Source organism: Sphingomonas sp. NCPPB 2930 (assembly GCF_042867205.1).
Lineage (GTDB): Bacteria > Pseudomonadota > Alphaproteobacteria > Sphingomonadales > Sphingomonadaceae > Sphingomonas.
On the sequence record NZ_JBHZQU010000009.1, the window covers coordinates 127,701 to 150,356 of the forward strand.

Genomic DNA, 22,656 nt, shown 5'->3' on the forward strand with positions numbered 1-22,656 from the left:
CGGGAAGGGGGCCTTTCACTTTCTAACGACATCAAGAACATAATGGAGTTCCGCATGAAGATCGGTCTGGTCGGCCTTGGCCGCATGGGTGGCAATATCGCACGCCGCCTGATGCAGGCTGGGCATCAGGTGGTGGCCTGGGATCGCAGCGAAGAGGCGGTGCAGACGCTCGCCAAGGACGGCGCCGAGGCGGCCACGGGTCTTGAGGACATGGCCACCAAGCTCGCCGACAAGGCGATCTGGTGGGTGATGCTGCCCGCAGGCGGCCCGACCGAGGACACGATCGCGGAAATCGCCAAGCTGGCCAAGGACGGCGACGTCGTGATCGACGGCGGCAACAGCTTCTACAAGGACGACATTCGCCGCGCCAAGTCGCTGGCCGAACAGGGCATCCATTATGTCGATGTCGGCACCTCGGGCGGCGTCTGGGGCCTGGAACGCGGCTATTGCATGATGATCGGCGGCGACAAGGAAACGGTCGACCATCTCGACCCGATCTTCGACGCGCTGGCGCCGGGGCTGGGCGATATCGTCCGCACGCCGGGCCGCATCGCCGAGAAGGTCGATCAGCGCGCCGAGAAGGGCTATATCCATGCCGGTCCCGCCGGTGCCGGTCACTTCGTCAAGATGATCCACAACGGCATCGAATATGGGCTGATGCAGGCCTATGCCGAGGGTTTCGACATCCTGAAGTCGAAGAACAGCGACAAGCTGCCCGAGGACGAGCGTTTCGACCTGAACCTGACCGACATCGCCGAAGTGTGGCGTCGCGGCAGCGTCATTTCGTCCTGGCTGCTCGACCTGACCGCGATCGCGCTGGCCAAGGACGAGATGCTGGAGCAGTTCTCGGGCCATGTCGCCGATTCGGGCGAGGGCCAGTGGACGATCGACGCGGCAATGGAGGAGAAGGTCCCGGCCAACGTCCTGACCGCCTCGCTCTTCGCGCGCTATCGCAGCCGGGTCGATCATACTTACGGCGACAAGGTGCTGTCGGCGATGCGCTTCGGCTTTGGCGGCCATACCGAAATCCCGCAATGAGCCTGCCGATCCGGCTTGTCGTGTCGGATGTCGACGGCACGCTCGTCGACCCCGACAAGAAGCTGCGCGCCGCCACCATCGCCGCCGTCAAGCGGCTGGAGGCGGCGGGCGTGGGCTTCACCATCATCAGCGCCCGGCCCCGGTCGGGGCTGGGATGGCTGGCCGACGAGCTGGCGATCGATGCGCCGATCGGCGCGTTCAACGGCGGGACCGTGTTCCGCCGCGACGGCTCGGTCGATGCGCAGTTCCGGGTGCCGGTCGCGGTCGTGAACGACGTGCTGGCGATGGCGGCGGACAATCCCGTCGCCATCTGGGTCTTCGCCGACGATCGCTGGTATGCCAGCAGCGATGAAGGCGTTCATGTCGAGCATGAGCGCAAGGCGTCGGCACAGGAGCCGGTGATCACGCAGGACTTTGCCGCGCTGGTCGACAAGGTCGACAAGATCACTTTGGTCAGCGACGACGCCGATCTGCTGCGTGGCCTGCACGAAAAGGCGAATGCGGCGCATGGGGCCGAGGCGACGATTGCCCAGTCGCAGACCTATTATCTCGACGTGACGGCGCTGGCCGCGAACAAGGGCGACGGCGTGGCGACACTCGCCAGGGCCTTTGGAGTTCCCCTCGAACAGGTCGCAGTATTGGGCGATCAGGCCAATGATCTTCCCATGTTGACACGCGCCGGGTTGCCGATCGTGATGGCCAATGCGCCGGACGCTGTTAAGGAACAGATATCGGTACACACCCGTTCCAACGCGGACGATGGCGTGGCCTATGCCATCGATACCTTCATCATGCCCAGAATCGGAGTGTCTTCATGAAGCAACTGGTTGCGTTCGACCTCGACGGTACGCTGGCCGAAAGCAAACAGCCCCTGGGCGAGCCGATGGGGGAGGCGCTGGCCGACCTGCTCGACGTCGCGCATGTCGCGGTGATCTCGGGCGGGGACTGGCCGCAATTCGACAAGCAGGTGGCGAGCCGCCTGCCCGAGCGCGCCGACCGCACCAAGCTGTGGCTGATGCCGACGACCGGCACCAAGCTCTATACCTATCAGGACGGCAGTTGGACCCCGGTCTATGCCGAGCTGTTCGACGATGCGACCAAGGCCAAGATCCTGGAGGCGTTCGACGCCTCGCTGGAGGCGACCGGCTTCGTGCCCGAGCAGACCTGGGGCGAGCGGATCGAGGATCGCGGCAGCCAGATCACCTTCTCGGCGCTCGGCCAGCAGGCGCCGATCGACGCCAAGGAACATTGGGACCCCAAGTTCGAGAAGCGCAAGGTCATCCAGGCCGATCTCAAGCAGCGCCTGCCCGGCCTGTCGATCAACATGGGCGGCGCGACCTCGATCGACATTACCCGTGAGGGCGTCGACAAGGCGTACGGCCTTAAGAAGCTGCGCGACGCCAGCGGGATTCCCCTCGATACGATGATGTTCATCGGCGACGCGATCTTCCCTGGCGGCAACGACTATCCGGCCAAGGAACTGGGCCTCGATACCGTCCGCGTGCGCGACCCCGAAGAGACGCTGGCGGTGATCGCGGGGATCGTCGCCTGTCTGAAGTAAGCACGACCGCGTCGGAGGCGCTGCGCACGCGCACCGCCTCCGCGCATGATGCGGTCGATACGGCTTATGGCGCGTATCGGCTGGATGATCGGGACAGCTATGCGGCCTTTCTGACCGCCCATGCTCGCGCCTTGCCGGCGGTCGAAACATGGTTGCAAGGGCAGGATGTGGCGTTCCCTTGGCGGTCGCGTGGCGAGGCGCTGGCGGCGGACCTCGCAGCGCTCGGGCACGAGATGCCCCAGCCGCTGCCATTCGATCTGTCCGAGGACGAGGCGACCGGCTGGGGCGCGCTCTATGTCACCGAGGGCTCACGGCTGGGTGGCGTGATGCTGGCCCGCCAGGTGGGGGAGGACTTCCCCCGCGCCTATCTCGAATCGGGGTTCGGACCGGGCGAGTGGCGGGCCTTTCGGCATGCGCTGGACGATGCGGCGGTGGACCTCGCGTGGATCGACCGCGCCGTGGCGGCGGCGGAGCAGGTGTTCGGTCTGTATCGACGGGCGGCCTAGGGGGCTGGCGGCGGGGCGTTCCCTCCGCTCCTGCTCGATCCCCCACCTCCGTTCAGCCTGAGCGAAGTCGAAGGCCACGCCCTTTCTTTACCTCACTGTGCCTGGCAGGATGGATTCCCTTGGCCTTCGATTTCGCTCAGGCTGAACGGGGGGTGGGGGCTGGCATTATTGCCCCCTCAATCCGCGATCGGGGCGATCACGATGGCGCGCAGGCCCGGCTGGTTGTCGGCATATTCGATCGTGCCCGACAGCCGCTGCATCATCGCCGTCATCATCCGGCTGCCGAAGCCGCGCCCGTCATCGTCGTCCTGGCTGCGTCCGCGCCCTTCGTCCGCGACGACCAGGCGCAGGCGGTTGCCATATTGCTCCAGCGTGATCGTCACCGGCCCCGCCGCGCCGCCATAGGCATATTTGGTCGCGTTGATGATCAGCTCGGTCGTCACCAGCCCCAGATTGACCGCCCGGTCGGTCGGCATCAGCGCGGGCGCCAGGTCGAGACGCATCATGGAGGCCCATTCCGCCCCCAGCGACTGTTTCATGTCGCCGACCAGTTCCTCCAGATAGCGCGCCAGGTCGACCGTCTGGATCTGGTCGTCGCGGTACAGCCTGCGGTGGACCAGTGCGACCGCCGACAGCCGGGCCTGCGCCTCGGTCAGCTGCTCGCGGACCTGCGGGTCGTTGGTCGACCGCGCCTGGAGCGCCAGGAAGGACGAGACGAGCTGAAGGCTGTTCTGGACGCGGTGGTCCACCTCCTTCATCAGCACGTCCTTCTGGAGCAGGAGCGCGTCCTTGTCGTCCATCGTCCGCTGAAGCGCGGCGTTCAGTCCGCGCAGCCGGTTGTTCTGAAAGGCATCGTGCAGCGCCCGGCGCAGGCGATGCGCCGCCTCCATCTCCTCCAGCGTCCAGCGGCGCGAGCGGCCGCACACCGTCTCGCTCCAGCTGGCGAAGGAGGCGCGCGGGGTCAGCGTCTCGTCGGGCGACAGGCCGACCGACTTATGCGGATTGCCCGCCCATTCGATCTCCTCGACCTGTTCGGGACGGAACCACAACAGGGTCACGCCGCCATCGACCAGCGGCAGCACCAGCATCCCGCTGGCCGTCGCGGCGAGCGCCTTGGCGTCGGGCGACACGCTGCCCAGCTCATGCGTCGCATAAAGCTCGCCGCCGGTGCGCGTGGTCGCCCAGAGCGCCAGCTCGATCATCGCCAGTGACGGCGGGCAGACGCCATGGCTCTGCACCTTGCCGCCCTCGACCATGGCAAAGCCGGTCGCGCCCAGCATCGCCATCAGTTCGGGCATCATCCGCGCGATGGCGGTCGAAATCTCGCCCAATCCGGTGATGCGCGGCAGGATCGCATCCTCGTCCGCGCGCAGGCGCAGCCGCTCACGATAGAGCTCGGCCTCTTCCCGCGCGCGAATCTGGCGGGCCAGTCCACCCGCCAGCGCAGCGGCCGCAGCGCGCAACTCGCAGGACAGGCGACGCGGGCTGTGATGGTGGCAGGCGATCATCCCCCATAACAGCCCGTCCTTGACGATCGAGATCGAGGCGGAGGCCGCGACCCCCATATTCCTCAGATAGCGGACATGGATGGGCGACACGCTGCGCAGGCCGACATCGCTGAGGTCCACCGTCTCGAACCCGGTGGGGCGCAGCGGCGCGGGGACATAATCCACATCGGGAATGCTGCGCGTCCGATTGCGGATATACAGCGCGCGCGCCTGTTTGGGGATGTCCGAGGCGGGGAAATGGTGGTTCAGGAAGGAATGAAGCTCGGGCGTGCGGGACTCCGCCACGACCTGCCCCGAATCCTCGTCCATGAAGCGATAGAGCATGACCCGGTCGAACCCGGTCAGCGTGCGAAAAAGCGTCGCCGCCCGCTCGTAGAGCATCGGCAGATCGCCCGCCCGCTCGAAACTGGTCGCCGCCGCGTCCAGCCAGTTCAGCGGACTGCCGCCGCCCCAGGGGGTGTCCGCGATCCCCGGCTCCAGTTCGACCAGCAGCAGATGGTCGGGCGTGCGATGGACGACCGCGGTGAAGATTTCGGAAAGGCCATGGACCGGGCGCACCGCCGACACCGATCCCATGACGGAGGGCACCGCACCGACGATCTGCGCCACCTCGTCCCCGGCCAGCGCGGCGATCGGCTGGCCGAGCCATTCGGGCGCCAGTCGCTCCTCGATCGCACCGGCTCCGGCGACGACGCACAGCGTATCAGCCGCCACGACCAGCAACAGGCCGTGGGGTTGGATGGCGCCTGGAATGTGAATGGGTTCCCGATCGCAAGCCGTGATATCCTGGCCAGGGTCGGTTGCGATGGTGCGGGTGGCCATCAGGGTCGGGCTTTCCTCTCTTCCCTGCCACATGCCGGGTTACTGACCCCTTTGCAAATGGTTGAGCACGGCAATCGATCCCTTATCGCGACACCTAATCTCGTTTTGGAACAATCATTGCGCGATCGGGTAATATCCGGTTAAAGCCACGCAACGGACATCAGATCCGCTGGAGAGGACATGATCGACGATTTCGACTTCGCGCTCGGCGAGAGCGCGGACATGATTCGTGAGGCGACGCGCCGCTTCGCCACCGACCGGATCGCCCCACTGGCCGCGCGCATGGACGCGGAGGACTGGTTCCCGCGCGACATCTGGCCCGAAATGGGTGCGCTGGGTCTGCATGGCATCACGGTCGACGAAGCCGATGGCGGGCTGGGGCTGGGCTATCTGGAGCATGTCGTCGCGATCGAGGAAGTGTCGCGCGCCTCGGCATCGCTTGGCCTGTCCTATGGCGCGCATTCCAATCTGTGCGTCAACCAGATCCGCCGCTGGGGCAGCCCCGAGCAGAAGGCGAAATACCTGCCCGGCCTGATCTCTGGCGAGCATGTCGGCAGCCTGGCCATGTCGGAAGTGTCGGCCGGGTCGGACGTCGTCTCGATGAAGCTGCGGGCCGTGAAGGCCGATGGCGGCTGGGGGCTGAACGGCACCAAATTCTGGATCACCAATGCGCCCTATGCCGACACTTTGGTCGTCTATGCCAAGACGGGCGAGGGCAGCCGGGGGATCACCGCCTTCCTGATCGAGAAAGCCATGCCCGGCTTCGCGATCGGCCAGAAGATCGACAAGATGGGCATGCGCGGAAGCCCGACCGCCGAGCTGGTCTTCAACGACTGTTTCGTGTCGGACGCGCAGGTGATGGGGCCGGTGAATGGCGGCGTCGGCGTGCTGATGAGCGGGCTCGACTATGAACGCGCGGTGCTGGCGGGGATTCAGCTGGGCATCATGCAGGCGTGCCTCGACGTGGTCGTGCCCTATGTCCGCGAGCGGCGGCAGTTCGGCCGTGCGATCGGCGAGTTCCAGCTGATCCAGGCCAAGGTCGCCGACATGTATGTCGCGCTCAATTCGGCGCGGGCCTATGTCTATGCGGTGGCGCGGAGCTGCGATGCCGGACGGACGACGCGGTTCGACGCGGCGGGCGCGATCCTGCTGGCGAGCGAAAATGCGGTGAAGGTGGCGATGGAGGCGATCCAGGCGCTGGGCGGGGCGGGCTATACCAAGGACTGGCCGGTCGAACGCTTCGCGCGCGATGCCAAGCTGCTCGACATCGGGGCGGGGACCAATGAAATCCGCCGGATGCTGATCGGCCGCGAACTGATCGGCAAGCTTGAAAAGGTGGCGCAATGACGGCCGACGCATTCCTCCCCAAGCTTGCTTGGGGAGGGGGACCGCGCTCGCAGAGCGTGGTGGAGGGGCAAGCCCCTCGCCCCTCCACCACCGCTTCGCGGCGGTCCCCCTCCCCATCGAAGATGGGGAGGATGTGATGGGAGCTATTCTTTCCACACGGGTCGCTCGTAACGATGCGGCGTTCCGCGCCAACGCCGACCATAACCGCGCGCTGGCCGAACGGCTCCGTGCCGATGTAGCCAAGGCTGCTCTTGGCGGAAGTGAAACCGCCCGCGAACGCCACGTCGCGCGCGGCAAGCTGCTGCCCCGCGACCGGGTGGAACAGTTGCTCGACGCGGGCGCGCCCTTTCTCGAAATCGGTCAGCTTGCCGCCAACGGCCTTTATGACGACACGGTGCCCGGTGCGGGGGTGATTGCCGGGATCGGCCGGGTCCATGGTCGACAGGTGATGATCGTCGCCAATGACGCGACGGTGAAGGGCGGCACCTATTATCCGCTGACGGTCAAGAAGCACCTCCGCGCGCAGGAGATCGCGCTCGAGAACCGGCTGCCCTGCATCTATCTGGTCGACAGCGGCGGCGCGAACCTGCCGCACCAGGCCGAGGTGTTTCCCGACCGCGATCATTTCGGCCGCATCTTCTTCAACCAGGCGCAGATGTCGGCGGCGGGCATCCCCCAGATCGCCTGCGTCATGGGCAGCTGTACGGCGGGCGGCGCCTATGTCCCCGCCATGTCGGACGAGACCGTGATCGTGCGCGGGCAGGGGACGATCTTCCTAGCCGGGCCGCCGCTGGTGAAGGCGGCGACGGGCGAGGTCATCTCGGCCGAGGAGTTGGGCGGCGCGGACACCCATGGCCGCAAGTCGGGCGTGGTCGACCATGTCGCGCAGGATGACGACCATGCCCTGTCGATCGTCCGCGACATCGTCGCGACGCTGCCGCCGCCGACGCTGCCGGAGGTGAACCTCGCCGATGCCGACGAACCGCTTTATCCGGCCGAGGAGTTGTACGGCCTGATCCCCCAGGACGTGCGCGCACCTTATGACGTGCATGAGGTGATCGCCCGGCTGGTCGACGGATCGCGCTTCCACGAATTCAAGGCGCTGTACGGTGCCAGCCTGGTCTGCGGCTTCGCGCATATCCATGGCAAGCCGGTTGCGATCCTGGCGAATAACGGCGTGCTGTTCTCCGAGAGTGCGCAGAAGGGCGCGCATTTCATCGAGCTGGCATGCCAGCGGCGTATCCCCTTGCTGTTCCTGCAGAATATCTCCGGCTTCATGGTCGGCGGCCGTTACGAGGCGGAAGGAATCGCCAAGCATGGCGCCAAGCTGGTGACGGCGGTGGCGACCGCGCAGGTGCCCAAGATCACCGTGCTGATCGGCGGCAGCTTCGGCGCGGGCAATTACGGCATGTGCGGGCGGGCCTATTCCCCGCGCTTCCTGTTCACCTGGCCCAATGCGCGGATCAGCGTGATGGGCGGCGAACAGGCGGCGAGCGTGCTGGCGACGGTCCACCGCGATGCCGACAGCTGGACGCCGGACGAGGCGGAGGCGTTCAAGGCCCCCATCCGCCAGCGTTACGAGGACGAAGGCAATCCCTGGTATGCGACCGCGCGGCTGTGGGATGACGGGATCATCGATCCGGCGCAGACGCGCGATGTGCTGGGACTGGCGCTGGATGCGTGCCTGAACGCGCCGATCGCGGAGGCACCCCGGTTCGGGGTGTTCCGGATGTGATGGCGCGGGGATGCCCCTCCACCACCGCTTCGCGGCGCTCCGCCTCCCCATGGGAGATGGGGAGGATTGCAGACGACGACCTATTCCTCCCCAAGTTCCACTTGGGGAGGGGGACCGTCCGGAGGACGGTGGAGGGGCAGGCGATCGCAAGCCTGCGCAATGATATAAAGAACGACATGATCCAGATCGCGAAGCACGTCACGCGCCGCGATCCGCAGAACCGCCACGCCATGCTCGCCCAGAAAAGCATCCCGCCGAGCGTCCCGCTCCGGCCGGTCCCCCCGCTCATGAGCCTCGCCATCCACCTCGACCGCCAAGCGCGCCGCCGGGCAATAGAAGTCGAGCACATAGGCCCCAGCCGGATGCTGCCTGCGAAACCGCAAGCCCTCCGGCCGCTCGCGCAGAACGCGCCAGAGCAGAACCTCGGGCAGCGTCATGTCCCGCCGCAATCCCCTTGCGCGTCGCACCGTCCGGCCCGGCTTCGTCGCTATTCCCATCGCCCCTCCACCATGCTCCGCATGGTCCCCCTCCCCAAGCAGGGCTTGGGGAGGAATGAGGATTAAACCATGTTTTCTTCCCTCCTCATCGCCAATCGCGGCGAGATCGCCTGCCGCATCATTCGCACGGCGCGCGACATGGGTCTGCGCACCATCGCGGTCTATTCGGACGCCGATGCGCGGGCGCTGCACGTCCGGCTCGCCGATGAAGCCGTCGCCATCGGCCCCGCCCCCGCGCGCGAAAGCTATCTGGACGCCGACCGCATCCTCGCCGCCGCGGGCGAGAGCGGGGCGGAGGCGATCCATCCCGGTTACGGTTTCCTGTCCGAAAATGCCGAGTTCGCCGAGAAGGTGATCGCCGCCGGTCTGGTCTGGGTCGGCCCCGATCCCGACAGCATCCGCGCCATGGGCCTGAAGGACGCCGCCAAGGCGCGGATGATCGCCGCCGGGGTGCCGGTCACCCCCGGTTATCTGGGGGAGGACCAGTCGCCCGACCGCCTCGCCGCCGAGGCCGACGCGATCGGCTATCCGGTGCTCATCAAGGCGGTGGCGGGCGGCGGCGGCAAGGGGATGCGCCGGGTCGACGACCCCGCCGCCTTTGCCGAGGCGCTGGCTTCCTGTCGTCGTGAGGCGGCATCGTCATTCGGCGACGACCGGGTGCTGATCGAGAAATATATCCTCTCGCCGCGCCATATCGAGGTGCAGGTCTTCGGCGACCGCCACGGGCAGGTCGTCCATCTGTTCGAGCGCGACTGTTCGCTGCAACGCCGCCACCAGAAGGTGATCGAGGAAGCCCCCGCGCCCGGCATGGACGACGCCACCCGGCAAGCGGTCTGCGCCGCCGCGGTCCGCGCCGCGCAGGCGGTGGACTATGTGGGGGCGGGCACGATCGAGTTCATCGCGGACGCCTCCGAAGGGCTGCGCGCCGACCGGGTGTGGTTCATGGAGATGAACACCCGCCTTCAGGTCGAGCATCCCGTGACCGAGGCGATCACCGGCGTCGATCTGGTCGAATGGCAGCTGCGCGTCGCGGCGGGGGAGCCCTTGCCGATGACGCAAGGCGATCTGTCGATCCAGGGTCATGCCATCGAGGCGCGGCTCTATGCCGAGGACCCGGCCAAGGGCTTCCTGCCCGCGATCGGCACGCTGGAGGTGTTCGACCTGGGCGACGACCCGGCGATCCGCATCGACACCGGCGTCGAGCAAGGCGCGGAGATCACCCCCTGGTACGACCCGATGATCGCCAAGATCATCGCGCATGGCGACACCCGCGAGGAGGCGCGCGAGGCGCTGGCCGATGCGCTGGACGGGGCGGTGATCTGGCCGGTGCGCACCAATGCGGGGTTCCTGGTCCAGACGCTCGACCATGTCGATTTCGCGGGCGGCCGGGTCGATACCGGCCTGATCGCGCGCGAGGGCGAGGCATTGATGCCGCCGCCCGAACCGTCCGAGGAAGCGCTGGCCGAAGCCGCCGCCGCGCTGATCGGGCAGGACGATCTGACCGGCTTCCGCCTCAATGCCGCGCCCCGGCGAAGCGCGCGCTTCCTGCTCGACGGGCGGCCGATCACCGTCGATTTCAGCGACGCGGGCGATGTGCCCCCGGCGTCGAGCGATCAGGTGCTGATCTCGGAGGGCGGGCAAAGCTGGTCCTTCACCCGCTGGCGCGCCGATGGGCTGGCGGCGGGCGGGGCGGGAGATGGCGCGATCCTGTCGCCCATGCCCGGCCGGATCATCGCGGTGGCCGTGACCGAGGGACAGGCAGTGACGGCGGGCCAGCCGCTCGTCACGCTGGAGGCGATGAAGATGGAGCATGTCCTGACCGCGCCCTTCGACGGCATCGTCACCGACCTGAAGGCCCAGACCGGCGGGCAGGTGGCGGAGGGCATTGCGCTGGTCCGCATCGTCGCGGAGGATGCGGCATGAGCGGGCGTTTCTTCGAGGACTGGACCATCGGCGACCGGATCGACCATCCGATCCGCCGCACCGTGACCGAGACGGACAATCTCCTCTTCTCGACCATGACGCACAATCCGCAACCGCTGCACATCGATGCGGAAGCCGCGCGGGCCAGCGAGTTCGGGCAGATTCTCGTCAACGGCACCTTCACCTTCTCGCTGATGGTCGGGTTGTCGGTGGGGGAGACGACGCTGGGGACGCTGGTCGCCAATCTCGGCTATGACGAACTGGTCATGCCCGCGCCGGTCTTCCTGGGCGACACGCTGCGCGCGACGAGTGAGGTGACGGCGCTTCGGGAGAGCAAGTCGCGGCCGGGCGCGGGGCTGGTGACGTTCCGGCACGAGGCGCGGAACCAGCGCGACGAGGTGGTGTGCCGGTGCCTGCGGACGGCGCTGGTGAAGAAACGGGGATAGGGGCGAAGGCCAAGGGATTACAACCGCGTCCGAACCCCGATCCACAAGGTGCGCGGCGTCGCCCGCTCGATCAGCCCCGCGCCGCTATACGCCGCCTCGACCCGCGCATCGGCCAGGTTTTCCGCCCGCGCCTCGATCAGCCAGCCGCGCGTGACCGGCACCGCCGCATAGGCGTCCAGCGTCGTCGTGGGGGCCAACGACCGGGCATTCTGGTCGTCCTCGAACTGGCGCCCGACATGCCGCACCGTCCCGCTGAGCGCCGCGCCGCGATGCGCGACCGCCAGCGTCGCCGAGAGCTGGTCGCACGGCGTCTGGGCCGGACGCAGGCCATCCAGCGGCGCGGCAAGCCCCGATGCCTCGACCCTGGCATCGACGTGCGACCAGGAGGCGCGGGCGCTGACCGGCCCCGCCTGGGCATTGGCCTCCAGCTCGAAGCCTGCCGACCGGATCGCGTCAAGATTCTGCCGCATCCGGTACACGCCGTTCGCCGCGACGAAGCCGACGCCGGGGAAGGTCCCCGGCCCGCGGCCCATCGTCACATTGGCGATCGCATCGGTCAGCCGGTTGAGGAAATAGGTTCCCGACAGGCGCACGCCCGCGAGCGGCGTCAGGTCGAACCCGCCCTCGATACCCTCGACATGCTCGGGGTTCAGCGCGGCATTGGCGGCGGTGGCGTCGGCACCCGCCCGGAACGGCCGGTAGAGTTCGTTGAGCGTCGGCAGGCGCCAGCCGCGATAGGCCGCCGCACGCAGCGTCACGGGCTCGACCGGCCGCAGCGCCACGCCCAGCCGCCCGGTGAACTCCTGCCCCGAACGGTCGGGAAAATCCCTGTCGGTCAGCACCGCGCCGGTCGCCAGCGCATTCTCGTCCAGCCGCCCGTTGCGGATGCGCCAGTCGTCCACCCGCGCGGCGGCGGTGAGGGTCAGCGCGCCCGCCTCGACGCTGCCATCGGCGAACAGCCCCATGGTCCGCGTCGCACCGCCCGCCCCCCGCCGCCGGGTGGGGAGGCCCGCGACATAGGTGTAAAGCTCCTGCGTCCGTCCGCTGGTATCGCGAATGTCCCCGCCCAGCCGCAGCGTCACGGCCTCACCCAGCGGCGGGGAGACCTCCACCCGGCCGCCCAGCCCGGTGGCGGGGACATTATACTGGTCGAGCGTCAGCGTCGCCGCGGTCCGCGCGGCGTTCACGCTGGCATAGCGCGAGGCGAATTGCCGCGTCTGGACATAGCCGAGCGCCGACCAGCCCCAGGCGCCGCGTCCGACCAGCCGGACGCTGGCATCCGCCCCGTCCGATCGATTGTCGGTAAAGTCGGTGCCCCGATCGCGCGCATCGTGAAACGCCGCCAGCGTCATCTGCAACTCGGTGGAGGGCGCGATCCCGACGACGCCGCGCGCCGCCCCCGAATATTGCTCATATGGGGCGGGGCGGTCGACCGGCCCCCGCTGGCCCTCAATGATGGGGGTAAAGCCGTCGCCGCGCGCATAGGCCCCCGATAATGTCAGGAACCCATCGCCCCGCACCAGCGACGCCGTCCCTTGCGCATCGACCGAATCCCGACTGCCATAGGACAGCGCCACATCGAGCGGGGACAGCTGGTCGGGGGTGGCGCTGTCCATCTCGATCGTGCCCGCCAGCGCGCCGGGGCCCCAATATCCCGACCCGCCGCCGCGCGTGACCCGGATGCGCCCCAGCCGCCCGGTGGCATAGGCCGGGAACACCACCCAGCCGCCGAACGGATCGGCCTGCGGCACCCCGTCGAGGACGAGGAGCGCCCGGCTGGAGGCATTGCCGCCCAGCCCGCGCAGCGTGATGCCCTGCGACGTCGGATGCGCCGAGCGGCTGTCCGATCGGCGGAACTGCTGGAGCCCCGCGACATCGGCCAGCACATTCTCCAGCCGCTGCGACGCGTTCTGCATGATCCGGTCGCGGTCGATCGTCACCACATCCAGCGCGCGGTCGCCCGGCTGGTCGCTCAGGCCCCGGCCGGTGACGATGATGTCGGGTTCGGTGGTTTGCGCGGGGAGGGTGGTGGGGGCGAGCGCGAGGGCGAGCAGAAGAACGGGCATGGTGAAGTGATGGTCCCCTTTGCTCCCCTTGATAGGGATGTTGCGATGGGAAGACGAATCAGGGCGGGAAGAGGTCCCGACTTCCATGAGTCTCACGCCCCTCCCGCAGGCGGGAGGGGATGGGGGAGGGCAAGCCACGGGCGACGCACTCTGTGAGACACCATGCCCTCCCCAAACCCCTCCCGCCTGCGGGAGGGGCTTAAGATGGAATGGGTTGGCCGGAAACACGGATGACGCGCCGGAAAAACCCGCTTACAGTCCCGTCATCGTGGCCACTCTGCACACCCTTGCGAACCCCGCGCGCTTCCTGAAGATCGCCCGTCCGCTCACCGGGATTTTCCTGGGGCTGGGCGTCGTGCTGATCGCGATCGCGGTCTGGGCGGGGCTGGCGGTGACGCCGCCCGATTATCTTCAGGGCGAGACGGTGCGCATCCTCTATATCCATGTCCCCGCCGCCTGGCTGGGCATGGGCGGGTGGAGCGGGATCGCGGTGGCCAGCCTGTCGCTGCTGGTCTGGCGGCATCCGCTGGCGCAAGTCGCCGCGCGCGCCATCGCCTGGCCGGGTGCGGTGTTCGCGGGGCTGTGCCTGGCGACCGGGTCGATCTGGGGGCGGCCGACCTGGGGGACGTGGTGGCAATGGGACGGGCGGCTGACCTCAATGCTGCTGCTGCTGTTCGTCTATCTGGGCTATATCGCATTGGCGCGCGCCGATGCCGATCGCGGCGGGGACGGGCGGATTCCGGCGCTGTACGGGCTGGCGGGCACTGCGCTGCTGCCGGTGATCCGGTACTCGGTGGTGTGGTGGAACACGCTGCACCAGGGCCAGTCGATCGGGCTGACCGGCTCCAGCATCGACCGCTCGCTGCTCTGGCCGCTGCCCATCGCGCTGGGCGGCTTCACCTTCCTGTTCGCGGCCATCGTGCTGATGCGGATGCGGACCCTGCTCGCCCGGGCCAAGGCCGAGGCGCGGATGCGGCGGATGGCGCGGGCATGAGCCAGTGGAGCTTCGTCGCGGCGGCCTATGCGGTCATGCTGGGGGGCGCAGGCGCGCTGACGCTGGTCAGCTATCTGGCGATGAAGCGCGCCGAGAAATGACGCCCAAATCGCAACGTCTCACGCTGGTGCTGCTGGCGCTGGCCGCGATCGTCGCGGCGGTGCTGCTCGCCATGTCGGCGATGAAGGACCAGGCGGCGTTCTTCTACACCCCCTCCGACGCGCAGAGGCAGGGCCTGCCGCTGGGCAAGGCGGTGCGGCTGGGCGGGATGGTCGAGGCGGGGTCGGTCCGCCGTGCGCCCGACGGGGTGACGGTCCGCTTCGTCGTGACCGACGGCAAGGCGACGACGCCCGTGACCTTTGCGGGCATCACTCCCGACCTGTTCCGCGAGAAATCGGGCGTGGTGGCCGAGGGGCAGTTCCAGCCCGATGGCCGCTTCGTCGCGACCAATTTGCTCGCCAAGCATGACGAGAAATATATGCCCCCCGGAATGGCGGGCAAGCTCCACGAGAGCCGGAGCCTGAAGCCGTGATCGCGGAAAGCGGCCTCGCCGCGCTCTGGCTCGCCGCGATGCTGGCGGGGTTGCAGCTGCTGCTCGGCGTCCTCGCGCTGCGACGCAAGGATGCGGCGGGCGAGCAGGCGATGGCGGCGATCGGGCCGGTGGCGATCGTGCAGGGCGCGCTGGTCGCCATCGCCATGGCAGCGCTGATCGCGGTGTTCGTCGGCACCGACCTGTCGGTCAAGCTGGTCGCCGAGAACAGCCATTCGGCCAAGCCCTGGATCTACAAATTCGCCGGCGCCTGGGGCAATCACGAAGGCTCGATGCTGCTCTGGGTCACGATCCTGGGCGCGGGCGGTGCGCTGGTCGCGTGGAAGGAACGCGCGCTCGACCGGGCGACGCATGTCGCGACGCTGGCCGCGCAGGGGGCGATCGCGCTGGGTTTCTACGCCTTCCTGCTGTTCGCCTCCAACCCGTTCGCGCGGTTGAACCCGGCGGCGGTCGAGGGGCAGGGGCTCAACCCGCTGTTGCAGGACCCCGGCCTCGCCTTTCACCCGCCGACGCTTTACGCGGGCTATGTCGGGCTGTCGGTCGCCTTTTCCTTTGCGGTCGGCGCGCTGGTCACTGGGCAAGTGGGGCCAGTCTTCGCGCGCGCGATGCGGCCCTGGGTGCTGGGCGCCTGGGTGCTGCTGACCATCGGGATCACCGCAGGGTCCTACTGGGCCTATTACGAGTTGGGCTGGGGCGGCTGGTGGTTCTGGGACCCGGTCGAGAATGCCTCGCTGATGCCGTGGCTGGCGGCGACCGCGCTGCTCCATTCGGTCAATGTGCTGGCGGCGCGTGACGGGCTTCGCGCCTGGACGGTGATGCTGGCGGTGGTCGCCTTCTCCATGTCGATGATCGGCACCTTCCTGGTCCGGTCGGGCATATTGACCAGCGTCCATGCCTTTGCCGTCGATCCCCGGCGCGGGGCGTTCATCCTGGGGTTGCTGGGTCTTTATATCGGCGGGGCGCTGGCGCTGTTCGGGGCGCGGATCGGGCAGGTGCGCGCGGGCCGCAGCTTCGCCTTTGTCAGCCGCGAGGGCGGGCTGGTCGTCAACAACCTGTTGCTGTCGGTGATCCTGGGCATCGTGCTGATCGGCACGCTCTATCCGCTGGTCGCGGCGGGGTTCGGGGTGCGGCTGTCGGTCGGGCCGCCCTTCTTCCAGGCCGCCGCCGGGCCGATCGCGCTGGCGCTGGTCGCCGTCATGGCGGTCGGGCCTGCCCTGCGCTGGCGGAGCGACGTGGCGGAGGCGGTGCTGATCCGCATGTTGTGGCCGATGGTCGCGGCGGCGGGGACCTTTGCGCTGTTGCTGACGCTGGCGGGGAGCATGAGCATCCTGTCGCTGCTCGGCCTGTCCTTCGGCATCGGGCTGATCGTCGCCAGCGTCCTGCCGGTCACCCGGCGCAACTGGCGGCGCACGCCCTTGCCGATCTGGGGCATGGTCGTCGCGCATGTCGGTATGGGGGTGAGCATGGTCGGCATGGCGTGCGACAGCGCCTTCACCGCCGAGCGGCTGGTCGCGCTCTATCCGGGGCAGGCGACCATCGTCGGACCTTGGCGGGTACAGCTGGACCGCATCTATCCCAATGTCGGGCCGAACTGGTCGGCGCTGGAGGCGCGGCTGATCGCGACGCGCGACGGCGACGGTGCCACGCTGCGCCCGCAACAGCGCTTCTTCACCGACCCGCCGACCACCACCAGCGAGAGCGCGATCGCGACCCGCTGGGACGGACAGCTCTATACCGTGCTGGGGCAGCAGGATGCGGCAACCGGCCGCTGGCAGTTGCGGCTGTGGTGGAAGCCGTTCGTGACGCTGATCTGGCTGGGCGGCGTGCTGATCGCGCTGGGCGGCGCGCTGGCGCTGTTCGGGCGCTGGTTCAAGGGGTGGCAGCAGCGGCGGCGCGAGGCGCTCTGGGGATGAAGCGCTGGCTGATCTGGGTGCCGCTGGCGGGTTTTGCGATCCTGTTCGTCGTGGTGGCGAGCGGGCTGATGCGGCCGTCCGACACCACCGTCCGTTCGACCCTGGTCGACAAGCCGCTGCCGGACTTTCGGCTCGACCCGATGGTGCTGGGCAAGCCGGGGCTGGCGAGCGCCGATTTCGGCAAGGGTCAGCCGCGCCTGCTCAATGTCTTTGCCAGCTGGTGCATCCCCTGCATCGCCGAGGCGCCGCAACTGATGGCGCTGAAGGCGAAGGGCGTGCCGATCGACGCGATCGCGATCCATGACAAGGGCCCGGCCATCGCCGATTTCCTGCGCCGCAACGGCGATCCCTATGCCGCGATCGGCGACGATGCGCATAGCCGGGTGCAGATGTCGCTCGGCTCGTCGGGCGTGCCGGAGACGTTCCTGATCGACGCGCGGGGCCGGATCGTGCGGCAATATATCGGGGATATCCGCGCCGATCAGGTCGACCGGATCGTCCGCGACGTGGCGGCGGCGCGATGAGCCTGTTCCTCGCCTTGGCGCTGAGCGGCGCGGCCGTGGTCGATTACGGCAACACCCAGCTGGCCGATCCCCGCGCCGAGGCGCAGGCGCGCGCGCTGATGGGCGAATTGCGCTGTGTCGTGTGCCAGGGCCAGTCGATCGCCGACAGCGATGCCGACATGGCCGCCGACATGCGCGCGCTGGTCCGCCAGCGTATCGCGAAGGGGGAAAGCCCGGCGGCGATCCGCCGGTGGCTGATCGAGCGGTATGGCGATTATGTCAGCTACGACCCGCCGCTGTCCGGGGCGACCGTGCTCCTGTGGGCGACGCCCCTGCTGTTGCTGGTCGCCGGGGCGTGGATCGCGCGCGGCAGTTTTCGGAGGCGGCGCTGATGGGTTGGCTGGCGCTTCTGGTGCTGATGGGCGGCGCGCTGGCGCTGGCGTGGCGGTTGGGCCTGCCTCGGCCGCTCTGGACGATGCTGGGCGCGGCGCTGGCGCTGGGCGGGGTGGGCTATGCCTGGCAGGGGCGGCCGATGCTGGCGGCGAGCGCGCCCGCGCCCCGGCCCGACCCGCTGCTCGACAATGACGCACTGGTCGAGCTGCGCGGCCAGCTGATGGGGCGTTATGGCGGCGAGGCGGCGATGTTCACCGCTGCCGACGCGCTGGCGCGCTCGGGCGACAAGCGGACCGCGGTGCGGATCATGCTTGCCGCGGTGGGGGGGAACCCGCGCAGCGTTCCCTATTGGACCGAACTGGGCAATGTCCTGTTCGCGCATGATGGTTATCAGATGTCGCCCGCCGCACGCTTCGCCTTCCGCCGCGCGCGTACGCTGGGGCCTGGCGACCCGGCCCCCTTCTTCTTTGAGGGGCTGGCCTGGATGCGGGCGGGGGACTTTGCCAAGGCGCGTGTCCGGTGGCGACGCGCTTTGGCGCTGACCCCCGCCGATGCACCTTATCGCGACGCCATCGCGCAGCGGGTCATGCTGCTCGACCAAGCGATGACGATGATGGGGCAATGATGGGGCAATAGGGGCTTATTTGCCCCGGCCTGTCTTCTCCTGAAGCGCGTCGATCCGCTTGGAGGCGTCGGCCTTGCTCAACGTGTCGTCAAAGTCTTCGCCCGCCTCTTCGGACAGCGTCTTCAGGTAACTGGCCTGCGCGCCGGTCATCGGCTCGTCGCCGGTGGTCCAGTCATCGGGGTCCTTCTCGGCATTGGAGAAGGGTTCGGATTTGGGATTGTCGGTCATGGGTTGATCCTTTCGACGGGATCAACGGCGACGTTCTGTTTGCGTTCCGCTTGGCTGCGTTCACGCGAAGGGACTGGTCGACTTTGTGGCCGAAGGCGGAACGTGCGCTTCGACTTCGCTCAGCGTGAACGGAGCGGGGGAGGCGATAATTGCAAAGCGCCCGTTCCGACTGAGCGAAGTCGAAGGCCCCGGACCAGCCTTGCGGCCAGGTCCGGGGCGTGCGCTTCGACTTCGCTCAGCGCGAACGGCTTTAGCCCGCCCAGGCCTCGAACGGCAGGTCCAGCGCCTCGGCGACCGCCGCGTGGCGGATCTTGCCGCCCGAGACGTTCAGGCCGTTCGCCAGATGCGCGTCGGCCTTCATCGCGGCCTCGGCGCCCATGTTCGCCAGCTTGACCGCGAAGGGCAGGGTGGCGTTGTTCAGCGCGAAGGTCGAGGTGCGGGCGACCGCGCCGGGCATGTTGGCGACGCAGTAATGGATCACGCCGTCGACCTCGAACACCGGGTCCTGATGGGTGGTGGCATGGCTGGTCTCGAAGCAGCCGCCCTGGTCGATCGCGATGTCGACCATCACCGATCCGCGCTTCATCGTCTTCAGCATGTCGCGGGTGACCAGCTTGGGCGCCGCCGCACCGGGGACCAGCACCGCGCCGATGACGAGGTGCGCATTCTTCACCGCCGCCGCGATCGCCGCCTTGGAGGCATAGGCGGTCTTGATCTGGCTGGAGAAGAACATGTCCAGCTCGGCCAGACGGTCGTTGTTGATGTCATAGATGGTGACGTCGGCGCGCAGGCCGACCGCCATCTGCGCGGCGTTCACGCCCGAGACGCCGCCGCCCAGGATCGCGACCTTGGCCGGGGCCACGCCGGGCACGCCGCCGAGCAGGATGCCGCGGCCGCCCTGCTGCTTTTCCAGATAATGCGCGCCGACCTGCACCGCCATACGGCCCGCGACTTCCGACATCGGCTTCAGGAGCGGCACGCCGCCGCGCGGGGAGGTGACCGTCTCATAGGCGATGCAGGTCGCGCCCGACTTCATCAGGCCCTCGGCCTGCGGTTTGTCGGCGGCGAGGTGGAGATAGGTGAACAGCACATGGTGCGGGCGCAGCATCGCGACCTCGACCGCCTGCGGCTCCTTGACCTTCACGATCATCTCGGCCTGGTCGAACACCTCGGCCGCGGTGGCGACGATGCGCGCGCCCGCGTCGACATAGTCTTGGTCCTCGAAATCGATGCCGCTGCCGGCCTTGGTCTCGACGATGACCTCGTGACCGGCCGCGACCAGCTCGGCGACCGAGGGCGGGGTCAGGCCGACGCGATATTCGTGGTTCTTGATTTCCTTGGGGACACCGACGCGCATGACGAACTCTCCTGAAAAGGCGTTGTCCCGATAATAGCGCCGATCAGGCGGGAGAGGTGTGCAAAGCCGTCCCGGAGGATCGTATAAAATGGGATTTCCTTGCGTGCAGGGCGGGTGTAGCGGGATGGAATGTCCGACGCGATCGACCGCCGCATCCTGGCCCAGCTGGCCCGCGATTCCGACCTGACCAGCGCTGCGCTGGGGGAAAAGGTCGGACTGTCCGCCAGCGCGGCGCATCGCCGGGTGGCGCAGTTGCGGGAAAGCGGGGTGATCTGCGGCTATCGCGCGATCCTGAGCCATGAGGCGCGGGGGCGGCCCTCCACGGTGATGGTCAATGTCACGCTCAAGGACCAGCGCCAGGATACCATGGCCGCGTTCGAGCGCGAGATCCTGCGCTGTCCCGAGATCGTCGAATGTTTCCTGATGAGCGGCGAGGCGGACTACATGATCCAGGTCGAGGTCCGCCGCGACGACAGCTATGAGCGTATCCACCGCGAGACGCTGGCGCGATTGCCGGGGGTGACGCGGCTGGCCTCGCACTTCGTGATCCGCGAGGTGGTGCGGCGGTCCTAGGGTGGATCGACGTTCAGCGATGCCTTCCATTCCCTCGCCCCTCGCCCCTCGCCCCTCGCAGAGGGGAGAGGGTTGCGCAGACTTGGCCTTTGCGAGAGCAAAGGCTTAGTCGGAGCTGGGTGAGGGGTGGGCGCTCGCTTTGCGAGCGCGCGAGCCTACAGGCTCGCTCAACCCCTCACCCAAGCTGCGCTAGCCAGCAGGCTGGCAAGCTTCGCTAACCCTTTCCCCTGTCCAGGGGAGAGGGAAGAAGACGCAATCTTGAATGCCGACCCGCCCTAAAAATCCTCCCCGTGCCGGGCAGGATCGAACCGTGCTTCCCACCCCTCTAATCTCCCGATAGGGATCGGCCCATGGCACAGTTTGCTTTCACGTCCCCCATCCTCCGCGCCGCGCTTGCGACCTTGGCGATCGCGCTGACCCCCGCCGCCGCCTTTGCCGATGGGCTGGTCGACAATGTCACGGGGCTGACGCTGGGCAAGGACGGCAAGGTGGTGCGCTTCACCGGCCTGCTGATGAGCCCGGACGGCAAGGTGACGAAGCTGTTGTCGGCCAAGGACAAGCGCCCCGAAAAGCTCGACTGGCGCGCCGACATGAAGGGGCGGGTGCTGATCCCCGGCTTCGTCGATTCGCATGGCCATGTGATGGGGCTGGGCTTTCGCCTGCTCGAACTCGATCTCGCCCCCACCAAGTCGCTGGACGAGGCCAAGGCGCGGATTGCGGCCTATGCGGCGGCCAATCCCGATCGCAAATGGGTGATGGGCGGCGGCTGGAACCAGGAAGCCTGGGGGCTGGGCCGCTTCCCCACCGCCGCCGATCTCGACGCGGTGGTGCCCGACCGCGCGGTCATCATGGAGCGCGCCGACGGCCATGCGCTCTGGGCCAACAGCGCGGCGATGAAGGCGGCGGGGATCACCGCCAAGACCGTCTCGCCCCCCGGCGGTCGGATCGAGAAGGTCGGCGGCCAGCCATCGGGCGTGTTCGTCGACGCGGCGATGGCGCTGATCCAGAAGGTGGTGCCGCAGCCGCTCGCCAAGGATCGCAACGCCGCTTTCCTGAAGGCGCAGAACGACCTGTTGTCGCATGGCATCACCGCCACCGCCGACATGGGCACGACGCTGGACGAATGGATGACCTATCGCCGGATGGGCGATGCGGGCAATCTGCGCGTCCGTATCATGAGCTATGGCGGCGGGATCGAGGACACGGTGCGGATCGGCGGCACCGGGCCGACCCAGTGGCTGTACAACAACCGGCTGCGGCTGGTCGGGGTCAAGCTGTACGGCGACGGCGCTCTGGGATCGCGCGGGGCCTGGCTGAAACAGCCCTATGCCGATGCGCCGGGCCAGACGGGGCTCAGCTTCATGACCGACGACGTCATCCGCAACCTGATGAGCCGCGCGGCGATGGACAAATATCAGGTCGCGGTCCACGCGATCGGCGACAAGGCCAATGCGCAGGTGCTCGACGCGATCGACGAGCTGGCCGAGACCTATAAGGGCGACCGGCGCTGGCGGATCGAGCATGCGCAGGTGGTCGATCCCGCCGACCTGCCGCGCTTCGGCCGCCACGGCATCATCGCCTCGATGCAGCCGGTGCACGAGACCAGCGACCGCCAGATGGCCGAGGCGCGGCTGGGCCCGGCGCGGCTGTCGGGGGCCTATGCGTGGAATACCATGCTGAAGAACGGCGCGACCCTGGTCTTCGGGTCCGACTATCCGGTCGAGAGCCCCGATCCCTTTGCGGGTTGGGCGGCGGCGATCACCCGGCAGGGGGCGGACGGCCAGCCCTATGGCGGGTGGCAGCCGCAGGAGATCATCGGGCGTGAGGCGGCATGGCGCGCCTTCACCATGGACGGCGCCTATGCGGGCTTTGCCGAGGACCTGTTCGGGCGGCTGGGCGTGGGCCAGCAGGCGGACTTCGTGATCGTCGATCGCAACCCGCTGGACGCCAACCCCAGCGAGCTGCGCGCGACCCAGGTCGAGGAGACGTGGATCGGCGGTCAGAAGGTGTGGGAGCGGCGCTGATCCATCCCGGATCGGGACGCGGATCGATAATGATTTGGCAGGGCTTC

Annotated in this window: 21 protein-coding genes; 16 read left to right on the top strand and 5 right to left on the bottom strand. The window is 68.2% G+C overall.

Features of this window, described 5'->3' with window-relative positions; all coding sequences use genetic code 11:
* The first annotated feature begins 54 nt into the window (after positions 1-54).
* The 4 genes from gnd (at position 55) to ACFX59_RS12120 (ending at position 3,105) form a co-directional block, all read left to right on the top strand.
* A complete protein-coding gene (gnd, locus tag ACFX59_RS12105; protein ID WP_307103249.1) occupies positions 55-1,038 on the top strand; it encodes a phosphogluconate dehydrogenase (NAD(+)-dependent, decarboxylating) in 984 nt (327 codons plus the stop codon).
* Complete coding sequence (locus ACFX59_RS12110) at positions 1,035-1,856, top strand: Cof-type HAD-IIB family hydrolase (protein ID WP_387432515.1); 822 nt, start codon at positions 1,035-1,037, stop codon at positions 1,854-1,856. Before gnd ends, ACFX59_RS12110 begins: the two co-directional genes overlap by 4 nt.
* Positions 1,853-2,599 carry an HAD-IIB family hydrolase gene (locus ACFX59_RS12115; RefSeq protein ID WP_387432516.1) on the top strand — a complete coding sequence of 249 codons (747 nt, stop codon included), beginning with the start codon at positions 1,853-1,855 and terminating at the stop codon, positions 2,597-2,599. Before ACFX59_RS12110 ends, ACFX59_RS12115 begins: the two co-directional genes overlap by 4 nt.
* A 167-nt stretch (positions 2,600-2,766) precedes the next feature.
* A complete protein-coding gene (locus ACFX59_RS12120) occupies positions 2,767-3,105 on the top strand; it encodes a hypothetical protein (protein ID WP_387432517.1) in 339 nt (112 codons plus the stop codon).
* Positions 3,106-3,281: 176 nt separating this feature from the next.
* Here the strand turns inward: ACFX59_RS12120 and ACFX59_RS12125 are convergent, their stop codons facing one another.
* Complete coding sequence (locus tag ACFX59_RS12125) at positions 3,282-5,468, bottom strand: histidine kinase dimerization/phosphoacceptor domain -containing protein (RefSeq protein WP_387432519.1); 2,187 nt, start codon at positions 5,466-5,468, stop codon at positions 3,282-3,284.
* Between the two features lie 147 nt (positions 5,469-5,615).
* Between ACFX59_RS12125 and ACFX59_RS12130 the strand changes: the two genes are divergently transcribed.
* Both ACFX59_RS12130 and ACFX59_RS12135 read left to right on the top strand, forming a co-directional pair.
* Positions 5,616-6,782, top strand: coding sequence for an acyl-CoA dehydrogenase family protein (locus ACFX59_RS12130; protein WP_387432520.1), 1,167 nt, complete (start codon positions 5,616-5,618; stop codon positions 6,780-6,782).
* 136 nt (positions 6,783-6,918) lie between these two features.
* Complete coding sequence (locus ACFX59_RS12135) at positions 6,919-8,517, top strand: carboxyl transferase domain-containing protein (protein ID WP_387432521.1); 1,599 nt, start codon at positions 6,919-6,921, stop codon at positions 8,515-8,517.
* Between the two features lie 80 nt (positions 8,518-8,597).
* Here the strand turns inward: ACFX59_RS12135 and ACFX59_RS12140 are convergent, their stop codons facing one another.
* Positions 8,598-9,014, bottom strand: a complete 417-nt coding sequence (locus tag ACFX59_RS12140; protein WP_387432522.1) for an endonuclease domain-containing protein — start codon at positions 9,012-9,014, stop codon at positions 8,598-8,600.
* A gap of 69 nt (positions 9,015-9,083) precedes the next feature.
* Between ACFX59_RS12140 and ACFX59_RS12145 the strand changes: the two genes are divergently transcribed.
* The gene (locus ACFX59_RS12145; protein WP_387432523.1) at positions 9,084-10,937 is read left to right on the top strand and encodes an acetyl/propionyl/methylcrotonyl-CoA carboxylase subunit alpha; all 1,854 of its coding nucleotides are present in this window, start codon (positions 9,084-9,086) and stop codon (positions 10,935-10,937) included.
* On the top strand, positions 10,934-11,383 hold the full coding sequence (locus tag ACFX59_RS12150; protein ID WP_387432524.1) for a MaoC family dehydratase: 450 nt from the start codon (positions 10,934-10,936) through the stop codon (positions 11,381-11,383). Before ACFX59_RS12145 ends, ACFX59_RS12150 begins: the two co-directional genes overlap by 4 nt.
* A 17-nt stretch (positions 11,384-11,400) precedes the next feature.
* Here the strand turns inward: ACFX59_RS12150 and ACFX59_RS12155 are convergent, their stop codons facing one another.
* Positions 11,401-13,449: a TonB-dependent receptor gene (locus ACFX59_RS12155; RefSeq protein WP_387432525.1), complete on the bottom strand. Its 2,049-nt coding sequence runs from the start codon at positions 13,447-13,449 to the stop codon at positions 11,401-11,403.
* A 268-nt stretch (positions 13,450-13,717) separates the two neighbouring features.
* Here ACFX59_RS12155 and ccmC point away from each other — a divergent pair, with 268 nt between their 5' ends.
* The 6 genes from ccmC (at position 13,718) to ACFX59_RS12185 (ending at position 18,427) form a co-directional block, all read left to right on the top strand.
* A complete protein-coding gene (gene ccmC, locus ACFX59_RS12160) occupies positions 13,718-14,443 on the top strand; it encodes a heme ABC transporter permease CcmC (protein WP_387432526.1) in 726 nt (241 codons plus the stop codon).
* A gap of 97 nt (positions 14,444-14,540) precedes the next feature.
* Complete coding sequence (gene ccmE / locus ACFX59_RS12165) at positions 14,541-14,975, top strand: cytochrome c maturation protein CcmE (RefSeq protein WP_387432527.1); 435 nt, start codon at positions 14,541-14,543, stop codon at positions 14,973-14,975.
* The gene (locus ACFX59_RS12170; RefSeq protein ID WP_387432528.1) at positions 14,972-16,906 is read left to right on the top strand and encodes a heme lyase CcmF/NrfE family subunit; all 1,935 of its coding nucleotides are present in this window, start codon (positions 14,972-14,974) and stop codon (positions 16,904-16,906) included. The genes ccmE and ACFX59_RS12170 overlap by 4 nt, the downstream gene beginning before the upstream one ends.
* The gene (locus tag ACFX59_RS12175) at positions 16,903-17,430 is read left to right on the top strand and encodes a redoxin family protein (RefSeq protein ID WP_387432529.1); all 528 of its coding nucleotides are present in this window, start codon (positions 16,903-16,905) and stop codon (positions 17,428-17,430) included. The genes ACFX59_RS12170 and ACFX59_RS12175 overlap by 4 nt, the downstream gene beginning before the upstream one ends.
* Complete coding sequence (locus tag ACFX59_RS12180; protein ID WP_387432531.1) at positions 17,427-17,801, top strand: cytochrome c-type biogenesis protein; 375 nt, start codon at positions 17,427-17,429, stop codon at positions 17,799-17,801. The genes ACFX59_RS12175 and ACFX59_RS12180 overlap by 4 nt, the downstream gene beginning before the upstream one ends.
* Positions 17,801-18,427, top strand: a complete 627-nt coding sequence (locus tag ACFX59_RS12185) for a tetratricopeptide repeat protein (protein WP_387432533.1) — start codon at positions 17,801-17,803, stop codon at positions 18,425-18,427. The genes ACFX59_RS12180 and ACFX59_RS12185 overlap by 1 nt, the downstream gene beginning before the upstream one ends.
* A gap of 15 nt (positions 18,428-18,442) precedes the next feature.
* On the opposite strand, the gene ACFX59_RS12190 is transcribed toward ACFX59_RS12185, so the two are convergent.
* Complete coding sequence (locus ACFX59_RS12190) at positions 18,443-18,655, bottom strand: DUF3072 domain-containing protein (RefSeq protein ID WP_309698910.1); 213 nt, start codon at positions 18,653-18,655, stop codon at positions 18,443-18,445.
* A 250-nt stretch (positions 18,656-18,905) separates the two neighbouring features.
* On the bottom strand, positions 18,906-20,012 hold the full coding sequence (gene ald, locus ACFX59_RS12195; RefSeq protein ID WP_219020561.1) for an alanine dehydrogenase: 1,107 nt from the start codon (positions 20,010-20,012) through the stop codon (positions 18,906-18,908).
* A 129-nt stretch (positions 20,013-20,141) separates the two neighbouring features.
* Here ald and ACFX59_RS12200 point away from each other — a divergent pair, with 129 nt between their 5' ends.
* Together ACFX59_RS12200 and ACFX59_RS12205 are read left to right on the top strand one after the other, a co-directional pair.
* On the top strand, positions 20,142-20,585 hold the full coding sequence (locus tag ACFX59_RS12200; protein ID WP_307103285.1) for an Lrp/AsnC family transcriptional regulator: 444 nt from the start codon (positions 20,142-20,144) through the stop codon (positions 20,583-20,585).
* Positions 20,586-20,935: 350 nt separating this feature from the next.
* Positions 20,936-22,609 (top strand): amidohydrolase, encoded by a 1,674-nt coding sequence (locus tag ACFX59_RS12205; RefSeq protein ID WP_387432535.1) that lies wholly within the window; start codon positions 20,936-20,938, stop codon positions 22,607-22,609.
* The last annotated feature ends 47 nt before the right edge of the window (positions 22,610-22,656 follow it).

Excerpts from the sequence above, each read along its gene's own strand:
- gnd (WP_307103249.1), top strand. The coding sequence starts at position 55 with ATGAAGATCGGTCTGGTCGGCCTTGGCCGCATGGGTGGCAATATCGCA.
- ACFX59_RS12110 (WP_387432515.1), top strand. The coding sequence starts at position 1,035 with ATGAGCCTGCCGATCCGGCTTGTCGTGTCGGATGTCGACGGCACGCTC.
- ACFX59_RS12115 (WP_387432516.1), top strand. The coding sequence starts at position 1,853 with ATGAAGCAACTGGTTGCGTTCGACCTCGACGGTACGCTGGCCGAAAGC.
- ACFX59_RS12125 (WP_387432519.1), bottom strand. The coding sequence starts at position 5,468 with ATGTGGCAGGGAAGAGAGGAAAGCCCGACCCTGATGGCCACCCGCACC.
- ACFX59_RS12130 (WP_387432520.1), top strand. The coding sequence starts at position 5,616 with ATGATCGACGATTTCGACTTCGCGCTCGGCGAGAGCGCGGACATGATT.
- ACFX59_RS12135 (WP_387432521.1), top strand. The coding sequence starts at position 6,919 with ATGGGAGCTATTCTTTCCACACGGGTCGCTCGTAACGATGCGGCGTTC.
- ACFX59_RS12140 (WP_387432522.1), bottom strand. The coding sequence starts at position 9,014 with ATGGGAATAGCGACGAAGCCGGGCCGGACGGTGCGACGCGCAAGGGGA.
- ACFX59_RS12145 (WP_387432523.1), top strand. The coding sequence starts at position 9,084 with ATGTTTTCTTCCCTCCTCATCGCCAATCGCGGCGAGATCGCCTGCCGC.
- ACFX59_RS12150 (WP_387432524.1), top strand. The coding sequence starts at position 10,934 with ATGAGCGGGCGTTTCTTCGAGGACTGGACCATCGGCGACCGGATCGAC.
- ACFX59_RS12155 (WP_387432525.1), bottom strand. The coding sequence starts at position 13,449 with ATGCCCGTTCTTCTGCTCGCCCTCGCGCTCGCCCCCACCACCCTCCCC.
- ccmE (WP_387432527.1), top strand. The coding sequence starts at position 14,541 with ATGACGCCCAAATCGCAACGTCTCACGCTGGTGCTGCTGGCGCTGGCC.
- ACFX59_RS12175 (WP_387432529.1), top strand. The coding sequence starts at position 16,903 with ATGAAGCGCTGGCTGATCTGGGTGCCGCTGGCGGGTTTTGCGATCCTG.
- ACFX59_RS12180 (WP_387432531.1), top strand. The coding sequence starts at position 17,427 with ATGAGCCTGTTCCTCGCCTTGGCGCTGAGCGGCGCGGCCGTGGTCGAT.
- ACFX59_RS12185 (WP_387432533.1), top strand. The coding sequence starts at position 17,801 with ATGGGTTGGCTGGCGCTTCTGGTGCTGATGGGCGGCGCGCTGGCGCTG.
- ACFX59_RS12190 (WP_309698910.1), bottom strand. The coding sequence starts at position 18,655 with ATGACCGACAATCCCAAATCCGAACCCTTCTCCAATGCCGAGAAGGAC.
- ald (WP_219020561.1), bottom strand. The coding sequence starts at position 20,012 with ATGCGCGTCGGTGTCCCCAAGGAAATCAAGAACCACGAATATCGCGTC.
- ACFX59_RS12200 (WP_307103285.1), top strand. The coding sequence starts at position 20,142 with ATGTCCGACGCGATCGACCGCCGCATCCTGGCCCAGCTGGCCCGCGAT.
- ACFX59_RS12205 (WP_387432535.1), top strand. The coding sequence starts at position 20,936 with ATGGCACAGTTTGCTTTCACGTCCCCCATCCTCCGCGCCGCGCTTGCG.